This window comes from Ferrovibrio terrae (genome assembly GCF_943372915.1).
Lineage (GTDB): Bacteria > Pseudomonadota > Alphaproteobacteria > Ferrovibrionales > Ferrovibrionaceae > Ferrovibrio > Ferrovibrio terrae_A.
This window is the reverse complement of the sequence record NZ_CALSAN010000051.1, coordinates 1-21,566: the sequence shown is the minus strand read 5'-3', so window position 1 is coordinate 21,566 and position 21,566 is coordinate 1. Positions and strand designations below refer to the sequence as shown.

23 protein-coding genes are annotated in these 21,566 nt (G+C 62.5%); 6 read left to right on the top strand and 17 right to left on the bottom strand.

What is annotated here, in order from left to right; all coding sequences use genetic code 11:
- The 5 genes from AAG821_RS21335 to AAG821_RS21315 all read right to left on the bottom strand — a co-directional run.
- Positions 1-149 (bottom strand): GTP-binding protein (locus tag AAG821_RS21335; RefSeq protein ID WP_341914314.1); only part of this gene is annotated, 149 nt, incomplete at its 3' end.
- 56 nt (positions 150-205) lie between these two features.
- Positions 206-2,284, bottom strand: coding sequence for an elongation factor G (fusA, locus tag AAG821_RS21330; protein ID WP_341914308.1), 2,079 nt, complete (start codon positions 2,282-2,284; stop codon positions 206-208).
- Positions 2,285-2,314: 30 nt separating this feature from the next.
- The gene (gene rpsG / locus AAG821_RS21325; protein ID WP_341914306.1) at positions 2,315-2,785 is read right to left on the bottom strand and encodes a 30S ribosomal protein S7; all 471 of its coding nucleotides are present in this window, start codon (positions 2,783-2,785) and stop codon (positions 2,315-2,317) included.
- A 15-nt stretch (positions 2,786-2,800) separates the two neighbouring features.
- A complete protein-coding gene (gene rpsL / locus AAG821_RS21320) occupies positions 2,801-3,172 on the bottom strand; it encodes a 30S ribosomal protein S12 (RefSeq protein ID WP_341896894.1) in 372 nt (123 codons plus the stop codon).
- A gap of 404 nt (positions 3,173-3,576) precedes the next feature.
- Positions 3,577-4,158: a malonic semialdehyde reductase gene (locus tag AAG821_RS21315; protein WP_341914304.1), complete on the bottom strand. Its 582-nt coding sequence runs from the start codon at positions 4,156-4,158 to the stop codon at positions 3,577-3,579.
- Between the two features lie 227 nt (positions 4,159-4,385).
- Here AAG821_RS21315 and gltA point away from each other — a divergent pair, with 227 nt between their 5' ends.
- The 6 genes from gltA (at position 4,386) to AAG821_RS21285 (ending at position 10,118) form a co-directional block, all read left to right on the top strand.
- Entirely contained in the window at positions 4,386-5,690 is a 1,305-nt protein-coding gene (gene gltA / locus AAG821_RS21310) for a citrate synthase (RefSeq protein WP_341914301.1), read from the top strand.
- Between the two features lie 47 nt (positions 5,691-5,737).
- Positions 5,738-5,947: a hypothetical protein gene (locus AAG821_RS21305; protein WP_341914299.1), complete on the top strand. Its 210-nt coding sequence runs from the start codon at positions 5,738-5,740 to the stop codon at positions 5,945-5,947.
- A gap of 154 nt (positions 5,948-6,101) precedes the next feature.
- Complete coding sequence (locus AAG821_RS21300) at positions 6,102-8,456, top strand: ATP-binding protein (RefSeq protein WP_341914297.1); 2,355 nt, start codon at positions 6,102-6,104, stop codon at positions 8,454-8,456.
- Complete coding sequence (locus AAG821_RS21295) at positions 8,446-8,859, top strand: response regulator (protein ID WP_341896883.1); 414 nt, start codon at positions 8,446-8,448, stop codon at positions 8,857-8,859. Before AAG821_RS21300 ends, AAG821_RS21295 begins: the two co-directional genes overlap by 11 nt.
- A gap of 104 nt (positions 8,860-8,963) precedes the next feature.
- A complete protein-coding gene (locus AAG821_RS21290) occupies positions 8,964-9,767 on the top strand; it encodes a DUF4394 domain-containing protein (RefSeq protein WP_341914295.1) in 804 nt (267 codons plus the stop codon).
- Positions 9,768-9,773: 6 nt separating this feature from the next.
- Positions 9,774-10,118 (top strand): plastocyanin/azurin family copper-binding protein, encoded by a 345-nt coding sequence (locus AAG821_RS21285; RefSeq protein ID WP_341914293.1) that lies wholly within the window; start codon positions 9,774-9,776, stop codon positions 10,116-10,118.
- 45 nt (positions 10,119-10,163) lie between these two features.
- Here the strand turns inward: AAG821_RS21285 and gloA are convergent, their stop codons facing one another.
- From gloA to uppS, 12 genes are all read right to left on the bottom strand, one after another.
- Entirely contained in the window at positions 10,164-10,598 is a 435-nt protein-coding gene (gene gloA, locus AAG821_RS21280; protein WP_341914292.1) for a lactoylglutathione lyase, read from the bottom strand.
- A 40-nt stretch (positions 10,599-10,638) separates the two neighbouring features.
- Positions 10,639-11,859 (bottom strand): lipid-A-disaccharide synthase, encoded by a 1,221-nt coding sequence (gene lpxB / locus AAG821_RS21275; protein WP_341914289.1) that lies wholly within the window; start codon positions 11,857-11,859, stop codon positions 10,639-10,641.
- Positions 11,849-12,679 (bottom strand): UDP-2,3-diacylglucosamine diphosphatase LpxI, encoded by an 831-nt coding sequence (gene lpxI / locus AAG821_RS21270; protein WP_341914288.1) that lies wholly within the window; start codon positions 12,677-12,679, stop codon positions 11,849-11,851. The genes lpxB and lpxI overlap by 11 nt, the downstream gene beginning before the upstream one ends.
- Positions 12,660-13,466, bottom strand: a complete 807-nt coding sequence (lpxA, locus tag AAG821_RS21265; RefSeq protein ID WP_341914286.1) for an acyl-ACP--UDP-N-acetylglucosamine O-acyltransferase — start codon at positions 13,464-13,466, stop codon at positions 12,660-12,662. Before lpxA ends, lpxI begins: the two co-directional genes overlap by 20 nt.
- A 7-nt stretch (positions 13,467-13,473) precedes the next feature.
- Complete coding sequence (gene fabZ, locus AAG821_RS21260) at positions 13,474-13,944, bottom strand: 3-hydroxyacyl-ACP dehydratase FabZ (RefSeq protein WP_341914284.1); 471 nt, start codon at positions 13,942-13,944, stop codon at positions 13,474-13,476.
- Positions 13,937-14,968 (bottom strand): UDP-3-O-(3-hydroxymyristoyl)glucosamine N-acyltransferase, encoded by a 1,032-nt coding sequence (gene lpxD, locus AAG821_RS21255; protein ID WP_341914282.1) that lies wholly within the window; start codon positions 14,966-14,968, stop codon positions 13,937-13,939. The genes fabZ and lpxD overlap by 8 nt, the downstream gene beginning before the upstream one ends.
- A gap of 3 nt (positions 14,969-14,971) precedes the next feature.
- Complete coding sequence (locus AAG821_RS21250; RefSeq protein WP_341914280.1) at positions 14,972-15,550, bottom strand: OmpH family outer membrane protein; 579 nt, start codon at positions 15,548-15,550, stop codon at positions 14,972-14,974.
- A 15-nt stretch (positions 15,551-15,565) separates the two neighbouring features.
- Complete coding sequence (gene bamA / locus AAG821_RS21245; protein ID WP_341914278.1) at positions 15,566-17,866, bottom strand: outer membrane protein assembly factor BamA; 2,301 nt, start codon at positions 17,864-17,866, stop codon at positions 15,566-15,568.
- A gap of 49 nt (positions 17,867-17,915) precedes the next feature.
- Positions 17,916-19,052, bottom strand: a complete 1,137-nt coding sequence (rseP, locus tag AAG821_RS21240; RefSeq protein ID WP_341914276.1) for an RIP metalloprotease RseP — start codon at positions 19,050-19,052, stop codon at positions 17,916-17,918.
- An 18-nt stretch (positions 19,053-19,070) separates the two neighbouring features.
- A complete protein-coding gene (locus tag AAG821_RS21235; protein ID WP_341914312.1) occupies positions 19,071-20,276 on the bottom strand; it encodes a 1-deoxy-D-xylulose-5-phosphate reductoisomerase in 1,206 nt (401 codons plus the stop codon).
- Between the two features lie 2 nt (positions 20,277-20,278).
- Positions 20,279-20,995, bottom strand: coding sequence for a phosphatidate cytidylyltransferase (locus AAG821_RS21230; RefSeq protein ID WP_341914274.1), 717 nt, complete (start codon positions 20,993-20,995; stop codon positions 20,279-20,281).
- Positions 20,988-21,566: polyprenyl diphosphate synthase (uppS, locus tag AAG821_RS21225; protein WP_341916443.1), on the bottom strand; the 579-nt coding region annotated here is incomplete at its 5' end. The genes uppS and AAG821_RS21230, both read right to left, overlap by 8 nt.

Below are 21,566 nucleotides of genomic sequence, written 5' to 3'. Positions count from 1 at the left end.
ATCTGGTCATACGCCGTGAACGACGCGCCGCCGCTCTCCGCCAGCACCTTCGTGATCGCTGCCGTCAGAGACGTCTTGCCATGATCGACGTGGCCGATCGTACCAATGTTGCAGTGCGGCTTGTTACGTTCAAACTTTGCCTTGGCCATTTTACTTCTCCGCTAGATCGGATGTGTGTCTATCGATGCCGTTCGTGTTCTTCAGATCAGCCGGCGAGCTTCGCCAGCACCTCGTCGGACACGTTCTGCGGCACCTGGGCGTAGTGATCGAAAGTCATGGTGTACTGCGCACGGCCCTGGGTCATCGAGCGCAGGTTGTTGACGTAGCCGAACATGTTGGCCAGCGGCACCATAGCGTTGATGACCTGCGCATTGCCGCGCGGTTCGGTGCCGGTCAGCTGACCGCGGCGGGACGACAGGTCGCCCATCACGTCACCGACGAAATCTTCCGGCGCGACGACTTCGACGCGCATGATCGGCTCGAGCAGCTTGGCGCCGGCCTTCGGGGCGACTTCGCGGAAGGCCGCACGGGCGGCGATTTCGAAGGCGAGCGCCGAGGAGTCGACGTCATGGTAGGCGCCGTCATACAGGGTCGCCTTGAAGTCGATGACCGGGAAGCCGGCCAGCACGCCCGAAGCGGCGATCTGGCGGATGCCCTTTTCAACGGCCGGGACGTATTCCTTCGGCACGTTGCCGCCGACCACGTCATTCTCGAACTGCACGCCCGAACCGGCTTCCAGCGGCTCGAAGCGCAGCTTGACGCGGGCGAACTGGCCCGAGCCACCCGACTGCTTCTTGTGGGTGTAGTCGATTTCGGCGGTCTTGGTCAGGGCCTCACGATAGGCAACCTGCGGCGCGCCGACATTGGCTTCGACCTTGAACTCGCGACGCATGCGGTCGACGAGGATTTCGAGGTGGAGTTCGCCCATGCCCTTGATCACGGTCTGGCCGCTCTCATGGTCGACCGAAACGCGGAAGGACGGATCCTCGGCGGCGAGACGATTGAGCGCGAGGCCCATCTTCTCCTGGTCGTTCTTGGTCTTCGGCTCAACCGCGACCTCGATGACCGGCTCGGGGAATTCCATGCGCTCCAGGATGATCGGATGGTTCGGATCGCAGAGCGTGTCGCCAGTGGTGGTGTTCTTCAGGCCGGCCAGCGCGACGATGTCGCCGGCGCGGGCTTCCTTGATTTCCTCGCGGGTGTTCGCATGCATCTGCAGCATGCGGCCGATACGCTCGCGATTGTCCTTCACGGTGTTCAGCACGCCCGAACCGGCTTCCAGAACGCCCGAATAGATGCGCACGAAAGTGAGCGAACCGACGAAGGGATCGTTCATGATCTTGAAGGCGAGACCCGAGAAGGGCTCGTCGTCCGAGGTCTTGCGAACCAGCTTGTCGTCGCTGCCCGGCTTCAGGCCTTCGACGCCAGCGACATCGACCGGCGACGGCAGATAGTCGATGACGGCGTCGAGCAGCGGCTGCACGCCCTTGTTCTTGAAGGCCGAGCCGCAGAGCACGGGCACGAACTTGCCGGCAATGGTGCCCTTGCGGATGCAGGCGGTCAGCGTCTTCTCGTCGGGCTCCTTGCCCTCGAGATAGGCTTCCAGCGCGGTGTCATCCATCTCGAGCGCGGCTTCGATCATCTTCTGGCGCCATTCGGCAGCCTGTTCCTTCAGATCGGCCGGAATCTCGTCGTAGAAGAACTCGGCGCCCAGGCTCTCATCCTTCCAGATGATGGCGCGGTTGCGCACTAGGTCGACGATGCCCTTGAAATCGGCTTCGGCGCCGATCGGCAGCGTCAGCACCAGCGGGGTGGCGCCCAGACGATCGACGATCATGTCGACGCAACGGAAGAAATTCGCGCCCATGCGGTCGAGCTTGTTGACGAAGCACATGCGCGGCACGCCGTACTTGTCGGCCTGGCGCCACACGGTCTCCGACTGCGGCTCAACGCCGGCAACGCCGTCGAACAGGCAGACCGCACCGTCGAGCACGCGCAAGCTGCGCTCGACTTCAATGGTGAAGTCGACGTGGCCGGGGGTGTCGATGATGTTGATGCGGTGATCGTTCCAGAAGCAGGTGGTGGCAGCCGAGGTGATCGTGATGCCGCGTTCCTGCTCCTGCTCCATCCAGTCCATGGTGGCAGCGCCGTCATGCACTTCGCCGATCTTGTGCGAACGGCCGGTATAATAAAGCACGCGCTCCGTGGTCGTGGTCTTGCCGGCATCGATGTGGGCCATGATGCCGATATTACGGTAGCGCTCGTAGGGAGTAGTGCGAGGCATGACGATCTCCGAAAACTCTTAAGCCGCTTCTTACCAGCGGTAGTGGGAGAAGGCCTTGTTGGCCTCCGCCATGCGATGGGTGTCTTCGCGCTTCTTGACCGAACCGCCGCGGTTGTTGGCGGCATCGAGCAGCTCGCCCGACAGACGGTCGATCATGGTGTTCTCGCCGCGGCTGCGCGCCGCCGAGATCAGCCAGCGAATGGCCAGCGCCTGGCCACGGTCATGACGCACTTCCACCGGCACCTGATAGGTGGCACCGCCAACGCGACGAGACCGGACTTCGATGGCCGGCTTCACGTTGTTCAGGGCATCGTGGAACATCTTGACCGGGTCGTTGCCGGTCTTTGACTTGATGCGATCGAGGGCGCCGTAGATGATCGCTTCCGCGACCGACTTCTTGCCTTCGTACATCAGCATGTTCATGAACTTGGTCAGAACGAGATCACCGAACTTCGGATCCGGCAGAATCTCGCGCTTCTCAGCTGCGTGGCGACGCGACATCGTGTCTCTCCTGAATTACTTCGGACGCTTCGCGCCGTACTTCGAACGGCGCTGCTTGCGATCCTTGACGCCCTGCGTGTCGAGCACGCCGCGGATGATGTGGTAGCGCACGCCAGGAAGATCCTTGACGCGGCCGCCGCGGATCATCACCACGGAGTGTTCCTGCAGGTTATGGCCTTCACCAGGAATGTAGCTGGTGACTTCGAAACCGTTGGTCAGGCGCACGCGGGCGACCTTACGAAGCGCCGAGTTCGGCTTCTTCGGGGTCGTCGTGTAGACGCGCGTGCAAACGCCGCGACGCTGCGGGCATTCCTGCAACGCCGGAACCTTGTCACGGACCGGCTTCGGCGAGCGCGGCTTGCGGATCAGCTGGTTGATAGTCGGCATACGAGTTGAAACTCCGCCAAGTTTTGGTTCAACACATAAAAAAACACCAAGGCGAACCACCGACGGCTTTTCAGCCCGGCAATCCGCCTCATTTACTCCGCTCCAGACCCATCCTTGCGGCCCATCGGCCGCGGAGAGGGGTCATTATGTCCAGTCGCGTTAGCCTAGCCTCAACGTGAGCGCTACGGAGACCCTGGCTGTTCATCGATCTGTGTTTAGGAAAACTCCCTACCACCAGGTCGAATCGCGGGGCGGACATTACTCAGCGGCCCCTACCCGGTCAAGCGCGTTTTCCCGCTTTTCGCCGATCTTTTTCGCAATGCGCAAAAGACTTCGAAAAGCCCGGGATTCGCGAGCCTGATGAAGGCGTTATCGCTCTCACTAGGCTCGAAAAATGAGAACATTCAAAGAACTTTGCAGGCTTCCTCGAAGGCCAGCCGCGGGCTGCGCGGGAAAAGCTGACTCGAATCGCCATGACCGAGGTTACAGAGGAAGTTGGACTTCACCTGCCCGCCCGGGAAAAAGGCGGCATCGACCTTGGCATTGTCGAACCCCGACATCGGGCCGGTATCCAGCCCCACCGCCCGGGCGGCCAGGATGAAATAGGCGCCCTGCAGGGTTCCGTTACGGAAAGCCACCACCTCGGCCACCTTGGGGTCGCTGAACCAGTTTTTGGCGTCCAGGTTATGGGGGAACAGCCGGGGCATGTGTTCGGCGAAGTTCAGGTCATAGCCGATGATCGCGGTGACCGGGGCGGCCATCGTCTTCTCCAGGTTGCCCGCGCTCAGGGCCGGGCGGAGCTGCTCCTTGGCTGCTTTCGACCGCACAAAGACGATCCGCGCCGGGGAGCAGTTGGCGCTGGTCGGCGCCATCTTCATCAGGTCGTAAAGGTGATGCAGGTCGGCATCGCTGACCGGCTTGTCGACCCAGCCATTATGGGTGCGTGCGGTCCGGAACAGGGTATCGAGGGCAGCGGCATCAAGCATCGTCAAACGTCTCCAAGGCTGGGGGCAGCAAGTTTCCAAGCCCTAGCATGGCAATACAGACGGCGAAATGCGGAGTTACGGCCGCGTAACGCGGAACGGCTACAGGAATTTTATTCATCCAAGGTCGGATATTTTGCGAGCCGGGAAACACTTTTCTCTGGCGCAGGCACCGCCCTATAGTGTTGTTACAACAATCACATATGCAGTCCCAACCTGGGGGTACCCGAATGACCACCGGCAGCAAGCCCGTTACGCTTACCGATCCCAATACCGGAAAGACCATTTCCCTCCCCATGCTGGACGGCTCGGTCGGCCCTTCGGTGATCGATATCCGCAAGCTCTACGCCGAGACCGGTCACTTCACCTATGACCCGGGCTTCACCTCGACAGCGAGCACTGAAAGCAAGATCACCTATATCGACGGCGATGAAGGCGTGCTGCTGTATCGCGGCTACGACATTGCCGAGCTGGCCGAACACTCGACCTTCCTCGAGACCTGCTACCTGCTGCTGAACGGTGAGCTGCCGAATCCGTCGCAGAAGAAAAGCTTCGAGAATTCGATCACCAATCACACGATGCTGCATGAACAGATCCACTTCCTGTTCCGCGGCTTCCGGCGCGATGCGCATCCGATGGCCGTGATGTGCGGCGTTGTTGGCGCACTGTCGGCCTTCTATCACGATGCGACCGATTACGATGATCCGAAGCAGCGCATGATCGCGCAGCATCGTCTGATCGCGAAGATGCCGACCATTGCGGCGATGGCCTACAAGTATTCGATCGGCCAGCCCTTCATGTATCCGCGCAATGATCTTGGCTATGCCGAGAACTTCCTGCAGATGACTTTCGGCGTACCGGCAGAGCCCTACAAGATGAGCCCGATCCTGGCGCGCGCCATGGATCGCATCTTCATCCTGCATGCCGATCACGAGCAGAATGCCTCGACCTCGACCGTGCGTCTCGCCGGTTCGTCAGGCGCCAATCCGTTTGCCTGCATCGCGGCCGGCATTGCCTGCCTGTGGGGCCCCGCCCATGGCGGCGCCAACGAAGCCGTGCTGAAGATGCTGGAAGAGATCGGCTCGGTCGACAAGGTCGGCGAAGCGGTGAAGAAGGCCAAGGACAAGAATTCGGGCTTCCGCCTGATGGGCTTTGGCCATCGCGTCTACAAGAACTACGATCCGCGCGCCAAGGTGATGCGCCAGACCTGCTACGAGGTGCTGGACGAGTTGGGCGTGAAGGACGAACCGCTGCTGAAGATGGCGATGGAACTGGAGCGCATCGCGCTGGAAGACGATTATTTCGTCTCCAAGAAGCTGTACCCGAATGTCGATTTCTATTCGGGCATCATCCTGCGCGCCATGGGCTTCCCGACCGCCATGTTCACCGCCCTGTTCGCCCTGGCGCGCACGGTGGGCTGGATTTCGCAGTGGAATGAGATGATCGAGGATCCGGCCCAGAAGATCGGCCGCCCCCGTCAGCTCTACACCGGTGCCACCAAACGCCCGTATATTCCGCTCGACAAACGCAAGTAATCCGCGTTTTATGAGCTGACTGACGGTACCGACGGGAGGCGGGCCGCATGGGCAAACGAGCAGAGCAGCATGGCGGGCAACCGCCTTCAGGAACCCGGCCAACCGGTTACGGTTGGCTGCGCCCCGGCTATCTGGACATGCCCTCGGCCTCCAATGACAACCGGATTGCGACCCGTTCGCTGCTGCGACGGCCGCAATTCTGGACTTGGCTGGGCCTGATCGGCCTGGCCCTGACCTGGATCATCACCCGCCTCTGACCCTCTGGTCAGCACCCTACCCCGGGCCGCCCTGAAAAGGCGGCCCTTTCCTTTTTTGCATGGCTGACGGTTTCGTATTTATCCGGGCGCTCGAAAGTCGCGCGCAATACCAATACCATCGCTACCACTGCCGCGTCGGCCAACGGGATTGACCATGCACCTGAGCGTGCGCCTTAAACTGGCTGCTGCCTTTGCCATTGCCGTGCTCACCGCGGCGGGCCTCGGGCTGGCCGCCTTCTGGGCCGTCCAGTCGGTGGGCGACCTGGTGGTGCGGCTGTATGACCAGCCCCTGATGACCATCAACTATGCTCGCCTGGCCCAGACCAGTTTTGTCACCCAGGAGCTGACAACCCGGGAAATCGCGGCAGAGGGCGATGTTGCCGAACGCACCTCTTTTGCCGAGGGCATCCGCAGCCGTAACGAAGAGTTCGTCTCCGACCTGGCGATCGCCGAGGAGCGCGGCCTGAATCCGGGCATCCGCAAATATGGCGAACGCATCCGCTTCCTCAACGAGACATGGCTGCAGACCGCATTGCAGACATTGGATCAGCCACCCGAAAGTCGTGAACGCCGCGAACTGGCCCAAACACGCGAAACCATTGCCGCGGAGATTTCGGAAAATCTGGAAATCCTGACTCAGATCGCCGCCGAGGATGGTTTCGTCTTCCGCAGCCAGGCGGAAGCCACGATTCAGGACACCAAGGATCGCACCATGATGATGATCGCCGCCCTGGCGCTGGTCATCACCGTGATGTCGCTGCTGCTGATCCGCAACATCGTGGCGCCGCTCAACACCATGACGAAAACCATGTTCCGACTGGCCGAAGGCGATGTCGGCGTCAGTGTGCCCAAAACGGCTCGGCGTGACGAGATCGGCCAGATGGCGGTATCGCTGCGCGTGTTCCGTCAGGCGATGGAAGATCTGCAGGTTGCCCGCGAACGCGCCGAGGCGGCAACCAAGGCAAAGTCGGAATTCCTGGCGATGATGAGCCACGAAATCCGCACGCCCATGAACGGCGTGCTCGGCCTCACCCGCCTGCTGATCAAGACGCCATTGAATGGCGAACAGCGCAACCTGGCCGGCACCGTGCTCGATTCTGCCGAAGCACTGCTGGTCATCCTCAATGACATTCTGGACTTCTCAAAGCTGGAGGCCGGCCGCGTCGATGTCGAGAACATCGATTTCGACCTCAATCGCGTGGTTTCTGCATCACTCACACTGATGCGAAACCGCGCCGAGGAAAAAGGCCTTCTGCTGAGCGCCGATATCGATCGCCACCTGCCCCACTACCTCATCGGCGATCCGAACCGCCTGCGCCAGATCATCCTCAACCTGATCGGCAATGCCATCAAGTTCACCGAAAGCGGCCGGGTCGAGGTGATTGTACGGGCCGAGCATGACGCGCAGGACGAGACCCCTTCGGTTCGCTTCGAAATTCGCGATACCGGTGTCGGCATTTCCAAAGACAGCATCGGCAAACTGTTCGGCAGTTTCGTGCAGGCGGACTCCTCGATCACGCGCCGTTTCGGTGGCACCGGCCTTGGCCTGGCCATCTGCAAACGTCTTGTCGAAGCGATGAATGGCACCATCGGTGTCGAAAGTGAAATCGGCAAGGGCAGCACCTTCTGGTTCCGCCTGCCGCTGGTCGCCGGCACCCAGCCGCTGGCAGTGCAGAAGGACGCCGGCGAAACCCCGCTGCCGTCCCTGCGCATCCTGGTGGCCGAGGACAATCCGGTGAACCGCAAAGTCGCCGCCGGTATCCTGATGGAGCAGAAGCATCAGGTCGCCTTCGCCGTGAACGGCAAACTGGCTCTGGAAGCAGCTTCGCAGGCGGAGCCGCCCTTCGATGTCATCCTGATGGATGTTCACATGCCGGAGATGGACGGCATTTCGGCCGCGCGGGAAATCCGCAAGCTGCCGGAGCCGCATCGCGACACCCGGATTATCGCCGTGACAGCCTCGCTGAGTACGGATGGCGTGCAGCGCTGCCTTGCCGCCGGCATGAATGATTACGTCGGCAAGCCTATTGTGCCCGAGGCACTGGACCAGGCCATCCGCCGCGTCATGGGCTTTGCCGGCGGCGGGCCGGCCGCGATCGCCGAGCCAACCCCCTATGGCGGCACCGAAGATGCCTTCGACCGCCAGCCCCTGGACGATCTGGCCCAGGATCTGGGGACCGACATGGCGCTCGATCTGGTCGAGACCTTCCTGGAACTGGCTGCCGACATGATCGTCGGCCTGAATGCCTTTGCCGAGGATCAGGATTGCCATCGTATGGCCGAACTGGCTCATAGCCTGAAAAGTTCATCAGCCAGCCTTGGCTTGCGTGACGTCAACCGGCTGGCCGTGCAGCTTGAACAGGCCGGGCTCGCAGGCGACGCCGAGGCAACAAACCGCTACACTGACGAATTGAAACTGTCCCTGGAATCGGGCATTGCCTGGTTGCGTGGCCGGGGTGTCGAACTGAAGCAGGGCATGTCGTCTGCGGAACTGAAGAATGCTGGATAACAAACTGCCAGGACTGGAGCGGCTGCGCGTGCTGCTGGTGGAGGACGACATGTTCGCCCAGCGCCTCGCCGCATCTGTGCTGCGCCAGCTCGGCGTGGCCAATCTGACCATCGTCAAGGATGGTCAGGCCGCCATCGACCTGCTGAGCGGCAGCCAGGTGCAATTCGACCTGATCGTCTCCGACTGGAACATGCCCAAGGTCACCGGCCTCGACCTGCTCAAGCATGTGCGCAAGACCTGGGTGAACATGCCCTTCCTGATGCTGACCGGGAATGCGAACGAGGAATTCGTCATCGCAGCTCGCCAGAACAAGGTCGATGCCTATGTCATCAAGCCCTTTTCGGCCGGGCAGCTGCAACAGAAGCTGGCGGTCATGTTCAACATCAAGTTGCCCGGAACCTGAAAGCCGGGTTATCTGGCCCTGCCCTTGACCCCGGCCGGTTCCGGTCTACCAGTTCATCTAACCCGCCATTAAGAGCGCGTCTCAGCCGCTTGCCAGGAGGAACCATGCGTATTGCCACTGCCGCCGTTCTCGGTGCCGCCATTCTCGGTGCCGGCAGCCTGCTCGCCATGCCGGCCCTTGCCCTTGACTTGGCCGGCCTCAACAACCGCAACGAACTGCTGCTGTTCACCGACAAGGCACCCGGAAAGGTCAAGACCATTGCCATCACCGGCGTCGAAGGCAAGCTGCTGGGCATTGACGTGCGCCCTGCCGACCGCAAGCTCTATGCCCTCGCCAGCAACAGCACGATCTATACCATCGACACCATGACCGGCGCGGCAACGCGCAAGGCGAAGCTCTCGGTGGTGCTCGACTCGATCGACCATGTGATTGTTGACTTCAACCCGCAGGCCGACCGCATGCATGTGATCGGCTCCTCGGGGCAGAGCCTGCGCGTCAATGTCGATACGGGCCAGGCCATCGTCGATGGCAAGCTGGCTTATCGTCCGGCCGACCGCAATGCCGGCAAGCCGATGGGGGTCTATGCCGGCGCCTACATCAATTCCTTTGCCGGCGCGACCCAGACCCAGCTGTTCGATGTCGATAGCCTGAACGGCACCTATATCGTGCAGGACCCGCCGAATGACGGCGTGCTGCGCACGGTGGGACCGACCGGCCTGAAGCCGGGGACCATTGTCGAGTCCATCGACATCTATACCGACGCCAAGGATGGCTATCATGGCTTCGCGGTATCGGGCGGCATGCTGTACCGCTTCGATGTCGGCACCGGCAAGATGGGCAAGGGCAGTGCCATCGGCAACGGCAAGACAGCCGTGATCGATATCGCCGTCCTCACCCCGCGCCAGTAACCAGCCATGCGCGCCCATGCCATCGGGGCTGCCTTGCTCGGCATCATGCTGGGCGGCGCAGTCGGTCTGCACGCCACCCTGGCAGAAGCCCAGGGCGGCATTGTAATCGTGCAGCAGGGCATCGCCTTCAAGCCGGCCAACGTTCGGGTCAAGGTCGGCGGACAGGTGATGTTCCGCAACGAAGACCCCTTCGGCCACAATGTCTACTCGCCCAGCAAGGGCGGTATTTTCGACATCGGCCTGCAGGCGCCGGACTCAGAAACCGCCGTTGCCTTCAAGGAGGCCGGCGAATACATCGTGCAATGCCGCATTCATCCCAAGATGCGTGCGGTGGTCACGGTCACGCCGTAATAAAAAAGCCCGGCCCGGAAATGATGCCCGGGCCGGGCTTTCGCGTTATTTGCGCTCGATCAGCTCGATCTTGTAGCCATCGGGATCTTCGATGAAGGCGATGACGCTGCCACCGTGCTTCATCGGGCCCGGCGGGCGCGGAATCTTCACACCGGCCTCTTCCAGCACCTTGCACACGCCATAGATGTCCGGCACGCCCAGCGCGAGATGGCCGAAGCCGCTGCCGATCGTATACGGCTCTTTCTGGCCCCAGTTATGAGTCAGTTCGATCACCGTGTTGGTTTTCTCATCGCCATAGCCGACAAAGGCCAGGGTGAATTCACCGCTGGGATAGTCGGTCTTGCGCAGCAGGGTCATGCCCAGCTTGCCGACATAGAAATCGAGCGATTTCTCCAGGTCGAGCACGCGCAGCATGGTGTGCAGCATCTGGAATCTGCCGGCCTGGACAGCAGGCTTTGCAATCGGGGCGGTCTCATTCATCGGGCAATCCTCCGGGCTTGAGGTGTCTTGATATGGGGCATCAGGCCGGCGCAGGCAACCGCTTTGCCGCCACCGCCAGCACGGCGCGGGCCGCGCGATGGGCCGGCGGCACCGGGTCGTTGGCGCCCAACTGGGCCGCCACGGCCGCACAGCCGTCGATCTGGCGCTGGCGCGCGACCGGGTCGACCAGCAGGCCCAGCAGGGCCGGTGCGATTTTTTCTGCCGTGCAGTTTTCCTGCAGGAATTCCGGCATGATCTCTCGCTGCTGCAGGATATTCACCAAGCCGACATAGGAGATCCTGATGAAGCGTCGCATGATCGCCGCGTTGATCGGGTTGACCCGGTAGGCCAGCACCGTGGGCGTGCCGGCCAGGCCCAGTTCCAGGGTCGCCGTGCCAGATGCCGCCAGTGCCGCGTCGGCGGCCAGCATCGCGGCATAGCGTTCGGGCGCCGTATCCAGCACCGTGGCCGGGAATGGCAGTGTAGCGGCAGCTGCGCGAACGATATCTGCCACCGTTTCTACGGTGGGGATCAGCAGATGAAGCTGCTGGCCTTGCGCCTTGAGCCGCGCCAGCACCTCGGTGAAGACCGGCAGCAGCTTATTCACCTCGCCCTTGCGGCTGCCCGGCATCAAGGCCAGCAGGCGGGTATCTGCCGTAATGCCATGCCGTTGACGGAAGCCGCGGCCGGCCTGGTCCGCCTCGGCTTCGGACCGGCGCGCCGTTGCCAGCGTCTCGACCGCCGGATGGCCAACAAAGGTGGTCGGCAGACCGACCACTTCAAAATACGGCGGCTCGAATGGCAGCAGGGTGAGCAGATGATTGCACAACCGCGCCAGTCGCCGCGCGCGGCCCGGTCGCCAGGCCCAGACCGTCGGCGCCACATAATGCACAATGGGGAAGCTGCGGATCAGCGCGCGTTGCATCACGCGCCGCGTATAGCCCGGACTGTCGATGGTGACGACCACATCCGGCGATTCCGCCAGAATGAACTTTGCCGCCTGATCGATCCGGCGGAGCAGGAAGCGGGCTCTGGGCAGCAATTCGACAAACCCCATGATGGCCATGTCGGCAATCGGGAACAGGCTGTGCAGCCCCTCGGCCTCCATCAAGGCGCCGCCCGTGCCGATGAATTCCACGCGGCCGTCTGTCTCGCTGCGCAATGCGCGCATCAGGCTTGCGCCCAACACATCGCCCGAGGGTTCGCCGGCGAGCAGCGCAACCCGCAGCTTGCGGTCATCCGCCCGAGGATTATCCACCATGGGGCAATCCGATCAGGAACAGGCCGAGGCGGTCCGCAGCCTGCGCCGCAGCCGTGCCATCCACCATCAGGGCGGCCCCCGCCTCCACCGCGATCCCGGCCAGGCCGGCAGCCGCGGCATTCTCGACGGTGGTGACACCGACGGTCGGCAGATCGACGCGACGATCCTGCTGTGGCTTCACGCATTTTACCAGCACGCCGCCGCGTGCCGCAGGCTGCGCTGCCATGCGCTGCAGCAGCGCATCGGTACCGGCATCGTCTTCCAGGCCAACCACATGGCCCTGGGCCACCACCGCCGCCTGGCCCTTGTCCGCGGCGCCATGATGGCGGGCGGCCTGCAGCGCAAGCGCGAGATCGGCCTGCTGGGCCGGTGTCGGCGCCAGGGCGCCATACTGCCGCTCGCGCACCAGCAGGTCGCGCACCAGGGCATCGGCACCGACGATGCGAAACCCCGCGCGCTCGAAGGTCTCCACCACCACGCGCAGGATGGCATCATCGCCGATCAGCGCCGCCTTGATCAGGCGCGGCAGCAGCAAGGCACCGGTCCAGTCGGGTTTGAGCGCAGAAAAATCGGGTTTGGCGACACGGCCGCAGAGGCACACCTCTTCGGCCCCAGACGCCTTCAGGGCTTTGAGCAGACCGCCCACCTGCGGCAGGTCGAACCAGGCATGGTCTGTATCCGTGACGGTGGCGGGGTCGCAGAAGCCATTCAGGGCGGCGATGAACAGCGGCCGAGCCTGAACACGGCAGGCATCGCGGATCAGGGCCGGGATCTGGCCGCCACCGGCGATCAGCCCGAGTTTAGGCAGCCGTACCACCATCCACTTGTGGCTGGCAGACGCCCCGCTTGGAGGCATTGCGGACAAAGTCGACCAGTTCCTCGACCACGGCAACGCCGGCGAACTTCGCCGCGACGTCGTCGAGCCGCTTGCTGAGGGTATCGCCCTTGGCGAATACCGCATCATAGGCTTCGCGCAGCTTGGAGATATCCTCACGCTCGAAACCGCGGCGCTTCAGGCCGATCAGGTTCAGGCCGGTCAGATGGGCGCGATTGCCGATCACCATGCCATAGGGAATCACATCCTGCTCGACACCGGACATGCCGCCGATCATCGCATGCGGACCGATACGGCAGAATTGATGGATCGCCGCCAGGCCGCCGACGAACGCGAAGTCGCCAACCTCGATATGGCCGGCCAGCGTGGCATTGTTGGCCATCACGACATTGCTGCCGACCTGGCAGTCATGCGCGACATGGGCACCGGTCATAAACAGGCAATTGTCGCCAACCTTGGTCAGCATGCCGCCGCCCTCGGTGCCCGGATTCATGGTCACGCCTTCGCGGATCACGTTATTCTTGCCGATCACCAGACGCGACGGTTCACCCTTGAATTTCAGATCCTGCGGCGCATGCCCTACCGAGGCGAACGGGAAGATTTTCGTTCCGGCGCCGACACTGGTGATGCCCGCGACAACTGCGTGGCTGAGCAATTCGACGCCATCGCCAAGCTCGACCTGGGCGCCCACGATGCTGTAGGGCCCGATGCGAACATCGGCCCCGATCTTGGCGCCGTCTTCGACGATCGCGGTCGGATGAATCTGCGCCATAGGGTGCTTACTTCCTGTCCAGGATCATCGCCGAGAAAATCGCCTCGGCGGCAAGCTTGCCATCAACCATGGCCTTGCCTTCGAACTTCCAGACCGGGCCGCGCTGCTTGATGGCTGTGACATGGATATGCATCTGGTCACCCGGCGTTACCGGCTTACGGAAGCGGGCTTCGTCGATGGTCATGAAATAGACCAGCTTGCCCTCTGACTCCTTACCCAGACTGTGCACGACGACGACGGCCGCAGTCTGCGCCATCGCCTCAACGATCATCACGCCGGGCATCACCGGCTGGGTCGGGAAATGGCCGGTGAACTGCGGCTCGTTGATGGTGACATTCTTGATGCCGATCGCACTCTTGCCGACCTGGAGGTCGACCACGCGATCAATCAGCAGCATCGGATAGCGATGCGGGATCATCTCCATGATCCGCAGGATATCGATGGATTCGACGCTGGCAGTCGACGGCGTTTCACTCATTATCCGCACCCTTCTTCTGCGCCAGGCGCCGAAGCGTGGCCACCTGACGGAAATATTCCTTAACCCTCGTCGCCGGAATACCGAAATGGCTTTCGCCAGCCGGGATATCCGTCATCACGCCCGACTTGGCGCCAATGCGCGCGCCGGTGCCAATCTTGAGATGACCCGCAACGCCACTCTGCGCTGCCAGAACGACGAAATCGCCGAACTGGGTCGAGCCCGCGACCCCGGCCTGCGCCACGATGATGCAGCCCCGACCGAGGATCACGTTGTGCCCGATCTGCACCAGATTATCAATCCAACAGCCCGGACCGATCACGGTGTCCGGGCCGGCGCCGCGGTCAATCGTGCTGTTCGCCCCGATCTCGCAGTCGTTGCCGATCTGCACGCGGCCCAGCTGGGGCACTTTGACATGACCGGTCGGGTCCGGAGCAAAACCGAAACCATCCTGGCCAATGCGAACACCGGGATGTATCAGCACGCGGTCGCCAACCAGACAATGGGTCAGCGTCACATGTGGCCCGATCCGGCAACCCTCACCGAGTATGACATTGCGGCCCACCACGCTGCCGGCTCCAATCGCGCTGCCGGCGCCGATCACGGCACCAGCTTCGATGACGGCATGCGGGGCCACCGCAACACCAGCGCCCAGTTGCGCGGTCGGATCGACAACAGCTGTTGGATGGATGCCCGGCGTTGCAACAGGCGTCGGGTAGAAAATCTGCGCCGCGCGCGCATAAGCCAGATAGGGTTTGGGTGACAGCAGCAGCGCAACGCCAGCCGGTGCCAGGCCGGAATGCTTTTCATGCAGGATGCAGGCACCTGCCCGCGTCACGGCAAAAGCTTCTGCGTATTTCGGATTGTCGAGAAATGTCAGCTGACCCGGGCCAGCCTGATCCAGCGTTGCGACATCGTCGATGGACCGGCCAGCCAGATCGGCGGCGGCAAGGCGGGCGCCACAGCGCTCCGCCAGCTCACCCAGCGTGAATGGCCCGGCCCGCTCGAAAAACCGCGGATCCGCCATCCGTCATTTCCCGGTGGGGAGATTCACTTTGACGGTCGGCAGGCGCTGGTCGAGGCGCTTCAGCACTTCCGGGGTGATGTCGATATTGTCACCGATGAAAATCTGCACCTGGGCGCGGTCGAGCACCATGTTGAAACCGCGTTCGGTCGCCAGTCCCTTGAGGATCTCAATGACCTGCACGGTGACCTGCTCACGCACGCCGTTCAGCATCTTTTCCAGCGACTGCGACCGCTCCTGGATGCGCTTCTGCAGTTCGACCACCTTGCCCTGGAAGGCCTGGCGCTTCTGCTCGAAAACTTCCGGCGACAGGACAGAGCGCTGACGCGCGATTTCCTGCTCCTCGGCACGCAGCTTCTCTTCTTCCTTGGCGATCTCGGACTGGAAGCTGAAGCGATACTGCTCGAGCTGCTGGCGGGCATTCTTCAGTGCAGCCGCATCGCGATTGATGCGCTGGCTGTCGATGACGGCAATGATCGATGCGGGCACCTTGCCGCCACCGGCTGCCTGGGCCAAAGCCACACCGGGCAGCGCGGCAAATGCCAGCGCGACCAGAGCTACGGCGGATTTGATGAGCGAATTCATACCTTTTAAACCTTGCTAGAAACGAGAGCCGAAATTGATGCGAACGATTTCCTCTTCATCATACTTTTCCTTGATGAGCGGGAAGCCGAAATCGACGCGGATCAGGCCCAGCGGCGACTTCCACTGAATGCCGGCGCCAGCCGAGACGCGCATGCTGTTCTCATCGACCACTTCGCGGCCGGCATCCGGAGTATCCCACAGGCTGCCGGCCACGGAGAACAGGCGGCCCTTGATGCCGAATTCGTTTGGCAGGCCGATCGGGAACATCAAGTCGGCCTCACCGGTATAATATTTCTGGCCGCCCAGTGAGTCACTTGTGGTGGTGTCGCGCGGGCCAATGCCGCCAACCGCGAAGCCACGGAAGCTGTCGCCACCCACGAAGAAGCGGTTCGGCAGGCGGACAACGTCGCTGAGGCCATTGATCATGCCGAGTTCGGTGCTGAAGGTCAGCACGGTTTCATCCGTGATGGGGAAATACTTCGCCGCATTACCGACATTCTTTACATAGAACTCGGTACCGCCGAGGCCTGCAACTTCCTGCGACAGCCGTAGATAATAGCCCGTGGTCGGGTCGACCTTGTCATCACGGCGATCATAGGTCAGCGCATGACCGACCGCCGAGGTGATGTAGCGGCCCTCCTGTGCACGGATAAAGCGCGAGGCCGAGGTTTCGATGTTGTCGATCTCGTCCTGACGGATGCGGTAATAGACCAGCTGCGACAGGTTTTCGGTGATCGGGAATGACAGACGCGTGGTTCCCGACGTGGTGGTCTGATCCAGACTGCTGCGGCGCGTGTAATCGGTGCGTCGCCGCACCAGGTCAACGCCGGCGGCGAGTTCGCGATCCAGGAAATACGGCTCGGTGAATGACAGATCGGCCTGCTGCCGCGTCGTCGACAGGCTGAAGCCGACCTTCAGATCCTGACCGCGGCCGAGCAGGTTGCGCTCGCGGATTGAAACGTCACCGAGCACGCTTTCCGTGGTCGAATAACCGACACCGAAGGAGAGTTCACCGGTCGACTTCTCGGTGACTTCCGCCGTCAGCACCACCTTGTCGGGCGCACTGCCACGACTTTCAGCGATCTCCACCTTGTCGAAGAAATTCAGGCCCCGCAGCCGGGTGCGGGTGCGGCGCAGCTTGGCCGAATTGAAAGCATCGCCCTCAGCCAGGCGGAATTCACGGCGCACCACCTTGTCGAGCGTGCGGACATTGCCGACGATGTCGATGCGCTCGACGAAAACTCGCGGGCTTTCGCCGATACGATAGGTGATATCGATGATGCGCTTTTCGCGATCCTTGTTCACATCGGGGCGCACATCGACGAAGGCATAACCGAAGCGGCCAAGCTCAGTGGTGATCGACTGAACCGTTTTTTCCACCAGATCGGCATTGTAGGTTTCGCCGGTGGGCGTAACCACGAATTCCTTCATCTGGGCGCCATCAACACCTTTAAGCTCGCTGACAACGTCCATCTTGCCGAATTTGTAGCGCTCGCCCTCTTCCACAGTGAAGGTGATGATGAATTTCTCGCGGTTCGGCAGCAGCTCGGCCACGGCATTGGTAACCGCGAAATCGGCGAAGCCTTTGCTGAGATAGAACTTGCGCAGCTTCTCCCGATCGAAGGTGACGCGATCGGGATCGTAACTGTCGTCAGAACTGAGGAACCGCCACCAGGCGGTTTCCTTGGTCTGGATTTCCTCACGCAGCTTTGAGTCCGAGAACTGGCGATTGCCGATAAAGCGGATACGGCTGACGCCGGTCAGCGGACCTTCGTTGATCTCGAAAACAAGATCAACGCGGTTCTGCGGCAGCTGGATCACCTTCGGCTCGATGGTGGCGGCGAAACGACCGGTGCGGCGATAAATCTGCTGGATGCGCTGGGTATCGGTCTGCACTTTAGAGCGCGTGTAAACTTGGCGCGGCTTGAGCTGCAATTCGCTGCGCAGCTGGTCGGCCTGAACGCGGCGATTGCCCTCGAACAGAATCCGGTTGATCACCGGGTTCTCGGTAACACGCACGATCAGGCTGCTGCCCTGCAGGCGCAGGTTGACATCGGCAAACAGACCGGTGGCAAACAGCGCCTTCAGCGACTTGTCGGCCTCGGCACTGGAATAGAGAGATCCGGGCTGCAGGGTCAGGTAGTTCTGGATGGTCGAAAGCTCGATACGCTGATTGCCCTCGATCACGATGTCGCGGATCGTGCCCCCCTGCTGGGCCAAGGCATCGACCGGCGCCTGAACGGCGAACAGGCCAACGGCCAGGACAGCAACCATGACAATCCGGCGCAGCAGCCACAGCGCATCATTTCGGAACATACCCGCCACACTTCCCATCGTATCGAGGCCGCCCCTCACTTAGCTGGATTCACGAGAAAAGCCCAGTGAGGAAATTGAAAATGGGCAGGCGATTCAAGTCGTTCCATGTCGCGAACAGGAACAGCGACATGACCAGGGCGAACCCGATGCGGAAGCTGTATTCCTGGGCCCGCTCGCCCAGCGGGCGGCCACGGACCGCTTCATAGCCATAAAACAGCAGATGGCCGCCATCCAGCATCGGTACCGGGAAAAGGTTAATAAGGCCAATGGCAACCGACAGGGTGGCCATCAGCGACACCAGGGCCAGCCAGCTGGACTTGGCGACATCGCCTGACATCTTGGCGATGCCGAGCGGGCCGCTGAGCTGGTCGCCGGATTCCTTGCCGTTAATGATCCGGCCCAGATAGGTGAAGGTATTGGCCACCACCTGCCAGGTCTCGCGCACAGCCTGCACCAGCGCCGTACCCGGATCGTGGCGCACGAAATCGACGCCGGTTGTGCGAATGCCGATCTGGCCGACCTTGTGGGTGCCGCCGGCACCATCGGGAACGTCGACGCGCAGCGGCACCACGGTAAGGCCGATCTCGCCGCCATCGCGCAGCACGCGCAGCGCGATCGGGGTTTCGGCCCGCAGGGCGACAAAGGCGCGCAGTTCTTCAAACCGCTGAATGGCGGTGCCGTCGGCGGTCAGGATGCGGTCGCCCGGACGCAGGCCGCCCGCCTCCGCGGCGCTGCCCTGCACCACATCGCCGACAACCGGCGGGGTAAATGGCTGGCCCACCAGGCTGAACAACGCAGCATAGATGAAGATCGCAAAGATGAAGTTGGCAACCGGGCCGGCGGCCACGATGGCGGCGCGCTGGCCCAGGGTCTTGTGGTGGAACGAGACCTTGCGCTCGTCGGCGCTCATCGCCGCGACGGCACCATTGTCAGTGGTCGAGGCGGCATCGGCATCGCCGAAGAATTTCACGTAGCCGCCCAGCGGCACCGCGCTGATCTTCCAGCGCGTGTTGTGCTTGTCGTGCCAGCCAAACAGTTCGGGGCCGAAGCCGATCGAGAAAACCTCGACCCGCACCCCGCAGCGCCGAGCCACCCAGTAATGCCCCAGTTCATGCACGAACACGATGATCGTCAGAACCACGACGAAGGGGATGATGTAGCCGGCAAGATTGGTAACGAAATCCATGGCACCTCGACTGCCGGCCTAGCGCCGGTTGCGTCCTCTGGTTTGCACCCGCACCACCCGGTCGTCATCCGTCGGGTCGATCAGGTGCGCTGCGTAGCGCCGTGCCGTGCCGTCGGCCTCGTGGACCGCGGCAAGATCGCCGAGCGGGCCGCTGGGAACGCGGGACAGGGTCTGCTCGACGATCCTGGTGATGTCGAGAAACCCGATCCGGCCATTCAAAAAGGCGTCGACAGCGACCTCGTTGGCTGCATTCAGGATAGTAGGGGCGCTGCCCCCGCTTTGCAAGGCTTGCCGTGTCAGGTTCAGGGCAGGAAAACGAGCAAAATCAGGGACTTCAAAGGTCAGTTTGGCAATCGCCGCAAGGTCCAGCCGGGCCGCCGGGGTGGGCATCCGGGCGGGCCAGGCCAGCGTTACCGAAATGGGGGTGCGCATGTCCGGGGTGCCGAGCTGGGCCAGCACCGAGCCATCCACATAGGAGACCAGGCTGTGCACCACCGACTGGGGGTGGATCAGCACCTCGATACGGTCTTCCGGTACCGGGAACAGGAAGCTGGCTTCAATCAGCTCCAGGCCCTTGTTCATCAGCGTGGCGGAATCGACCGAGATTTTGGCCCCCATGCTCCAGACCGGATGGGCAATGGCCTGGGCCGGGGTGACTTCCCGCATCTCGCTCAGGTTCAGGGTGCGGAACGGCCCGCCCGAAGCGGTCAGGATCACCCGGTCGATATTGTCGGGGGCTTTGAAGTCGAAGACCTGAAAGATCGCGTTATGCTCGGAATCGACCGGCAGGATGGTGGCGCCGTGCAGGGCGGCCTCGCGCATCACCAGGGGTCCGGCGCAGACCAGGCTCTCCTTGTTGGCCAATGCCACGATGGCGCCGCGGCGGACGGCCGCGAGCGTCGGCTCCAGCCCGGCCGCACCGACAATGGCAGCCATGACCCATTCGGCTGGCCGTGCCGCCGCCTCGATGATGGCCCCTGCCCCGGCCGCGCTCTCGATGCCGCTGCCGGCCAGACGCTGGCGCAACTCGGGCAGCAGGCTTTCATCACCGATGACGGCGCACTTTGCTTTCAGGCTCAGTGCCTGCTCGGCCAGCAGGCCGACATTGCTTTGCGCGGTCAGCGCTTCGACCGGGAAGCGCTCGGGTTCGCGGGCGATCAAATCGATGGTGGAGCGGCCGATCGAGCCGGTCGAGCCCAGAATGGTGACGCGGCGGGTTTGCATGGTCATCCCCACAGGGTCCTTCCCGCGATCAGATCGCACACCGCCACAAACGGCGCCGCGAACAACAGACCGTCCAGCCGGTCAAGCACACCGCCATGGCCGGGAATGATCTGGCTGGCATCCTTCACGCCGAAAGCCCGCTTGATAGCGGATTCCGTGAAGTCACCAGCCTGCGACACCACCGCCACCGTACCTGCCAGTCCTGCCAGGGCAAAAGCCGGCAGTACCGGATTGATCGCCCCGACCAGCCCGCCAACAACCGCCGCCGCAACCATGCCGCCGAGCAGCCCGGCCCAGGTCTTGTTCGGGCTGATGCTTGGAATCAATTTCGGCCCGCCAATGCTGCGGCCGGCGAAATAGGCGCCGGTATCGGTGGCCCAGACCACACAGAACAGCCAGAAAACGATATGCCGACCATGTTCAGGCTGCTGACGCAGCCAGACCAGCGCAACGCATGGCAGAACGAGATAGAGCAGCCCCACCAGCCACCAGACGGGCCGGTTGCGTGCCCAGGCCGGCCCGGTTGGCGACAGTGTGGGCAGGCGGTGCCATTCCCACAGCATCAATCCGGCGGCAAGCGCGACCAGCGCCCCGAAGGCCCAGTCACCGAACCATGCCGCGGCGATCGCCATCGGCAGCATCACAGCCGCCGAGATGACCCGCTTGCGCAAGGCACTGCCGGCAGCGGCAGCCGGAGCCGACGAATTCAGATCATTCACCGCTGCCGCCATAGCGACGTTCGCGGCGCTGGAATTCCTCCACGGCACCAGCCAGATCCTGGGCCGAGAAATCCGGCCACAGCTTGTCGACAAAGATCAGTTCACTGTAGGCCGACTGCCAGAGCAGGAAATTCGACAGCCGCTGCTCGCCACTGGTGCGGATCACCAGATCCGGATCGGGAATGCCGGCGGTCTCCAGATTGGCGGCCAGCAGATCGGGCGTGATCTCGGCCGGTTGCAGTTTGCCGGCGGCGACCTGCTCGGCAAGGCGGCGGCAGGCGGCAACGATCTCGTCCTGTCCGCCATAGCTCAGCGCGATGGTCAGCGTCAGCGTGCGGTTGTCGCGCGTCTTGTGCTCCGCATCGGTGATCAGCTGCATGATGTCGGGCGCCAGCTTGCTGCGGTCGCCGATCATGCGGATGCGCACCCCATTGCGCCACAGGTCGTCCAGTTCGCGCCGGATGAACAGCCGCAGCAGTTCCATCAGCCCGGCCACTTCGGTTTCCGGCCGTTTCCAGTTTTCCGACGAGAAGGCATAGAGGGTCAGGTATTCGATGCGCAGCGTGCGACA

Bases quoted from the DNA above. Each gene is read 5' to 3' on its own strand.
- fusA (WP_341914308.1), bottom strand. From the start codon at position 2,284: ATGCCTCGCACTACTCCCTACGAGCGCTACCGTAATATCGGCATCATG.
- rpsG (WP_341914306.1), bottom strand. From the start codon at position 2,785: ATGTCGCGTCGCCACGCAGCTGAGAAGCGCGAGATTCTGCCGGATCCG.
- rpsL (WP_341896894.1), bottom strand. From the start codon at position 3,172: ATGCCGACTATCAACCAGCTGATCCGCAAGCCGCGCTCGCCGAAGCCG.
- AAG821_RS21315 (WP_341914304.1), bottom strand. From the start codon at position 4,158: ATGCTTGATGCCGCTGCCCTCGATACCCTGTTCCGGACCGCACGCACC.
- gltA (WP_341914301.1), top strand. From the start codon at position 4,386: ATGACCACCGGCAGCAAGCCCGTTACGCTTACCGATCCCAATACCGGA.
- AAG821_RS21305 (WP_341914299.1), top strand. From the start codon at position 5,738: ATGGGCAAACGAGCAGAGCAGCATGGCGGGCAACCGCCTTCAGGAACC.
- AAG821_RS21300 (WP_341914297.1), top strand. From the start codon at position 6,102: ATGCACCTGAGCGTGCGCCTTAAACTGGCTGCTGCCTTTGCCATTGCC.
- AAG821_RS21295 (WP_341896883.1), top strand. From the start codon at position 8,446: ATGCTGGATAACAAACTGCCAGGACTGGAGCGGCTGCGCGTGCTGCTG.
- AAG821_RS21290 (WP_341914295.1), top strand. From the start codon at position 8,964: ATGCGTATTGCCACTGCCGCCGTTCTCGGTGCCGCCATTCTCGGTGCC.
- AAG821_RS21285 (WP_341914293.1), top strand. From the start codon at position 9,774: ATGCGCGCCCATGCCATCGGGGCTGCCTTGCTCGGCATCATGCTGGGC.
- gloA (WP_341914292.1), bottom strand. From the start codon at position 10,598: ATGAATGAGACCGCCCCGATTGCAAAGCCTGCTGTCCAGGCCGGCAGA.
- lpxB (WP_341914289.1), bottom strand. From the start codon at position 11,859: ATGGTGGATAATCCTCGGGCGGATGACCGCAAGCTGCGGGTTGCGCTG.
- lpxI (WP_341914288.1), bottom strand. From the start codon at position 12,679: ATGGTGGTACGGCTGCCTAAACTCGGGCTGATCGCCGGTGGCGGCCAG.
- lpxA (WP_341914286.1), bottom strand. From the start codon at position 13,466: ATGGCGCAGATTCATCCGACCGCGATCGTCGAAGACGGCGCCAAGATC.
- fabZ (WP_341914284.1), bottom strand. From the start codon at position 13,944: ATGAGTGAAACGCCGTCGACTGCCAGCGTCGAATCCATCGATATCCTG.
- lpxD (WP_341914282.1), bottom strand. From the start codon at position 14,968: ATGGCGGATCCGCGGTTTTTCGAGCGGGCCGGGCCATTCACGCTGGGT.
- AAG821_RS21250 (WP_341914280.1), bottom strand. From the start codon at position 15,550: ATGAATTCGCTCATCAAATCCGCCGTAGCTCTGGTCGCGCTGGCATTT.
- bamA (WP_341914278.1), bottom strand. From the start codon at position 17,866: ATGTTCCGAAATGATGCGCTGTGGCTGCTGCGCCGGATTGTCATGGTT.
- rseP (WP_341914276.1), bottom strand. From the start codon at position 19,052: ATGGATTTCGTTACCAATCTTGCCGGCTACATCATCCCCTTCGTCGTG.
- AAG821_RS21235 (WP_341914312.1), bottom strand. From the start codon at position 20,276: ATGCAAACCCGCCGCGTCACCATTCTGGGCTCGACCGGCTCGATCGGC.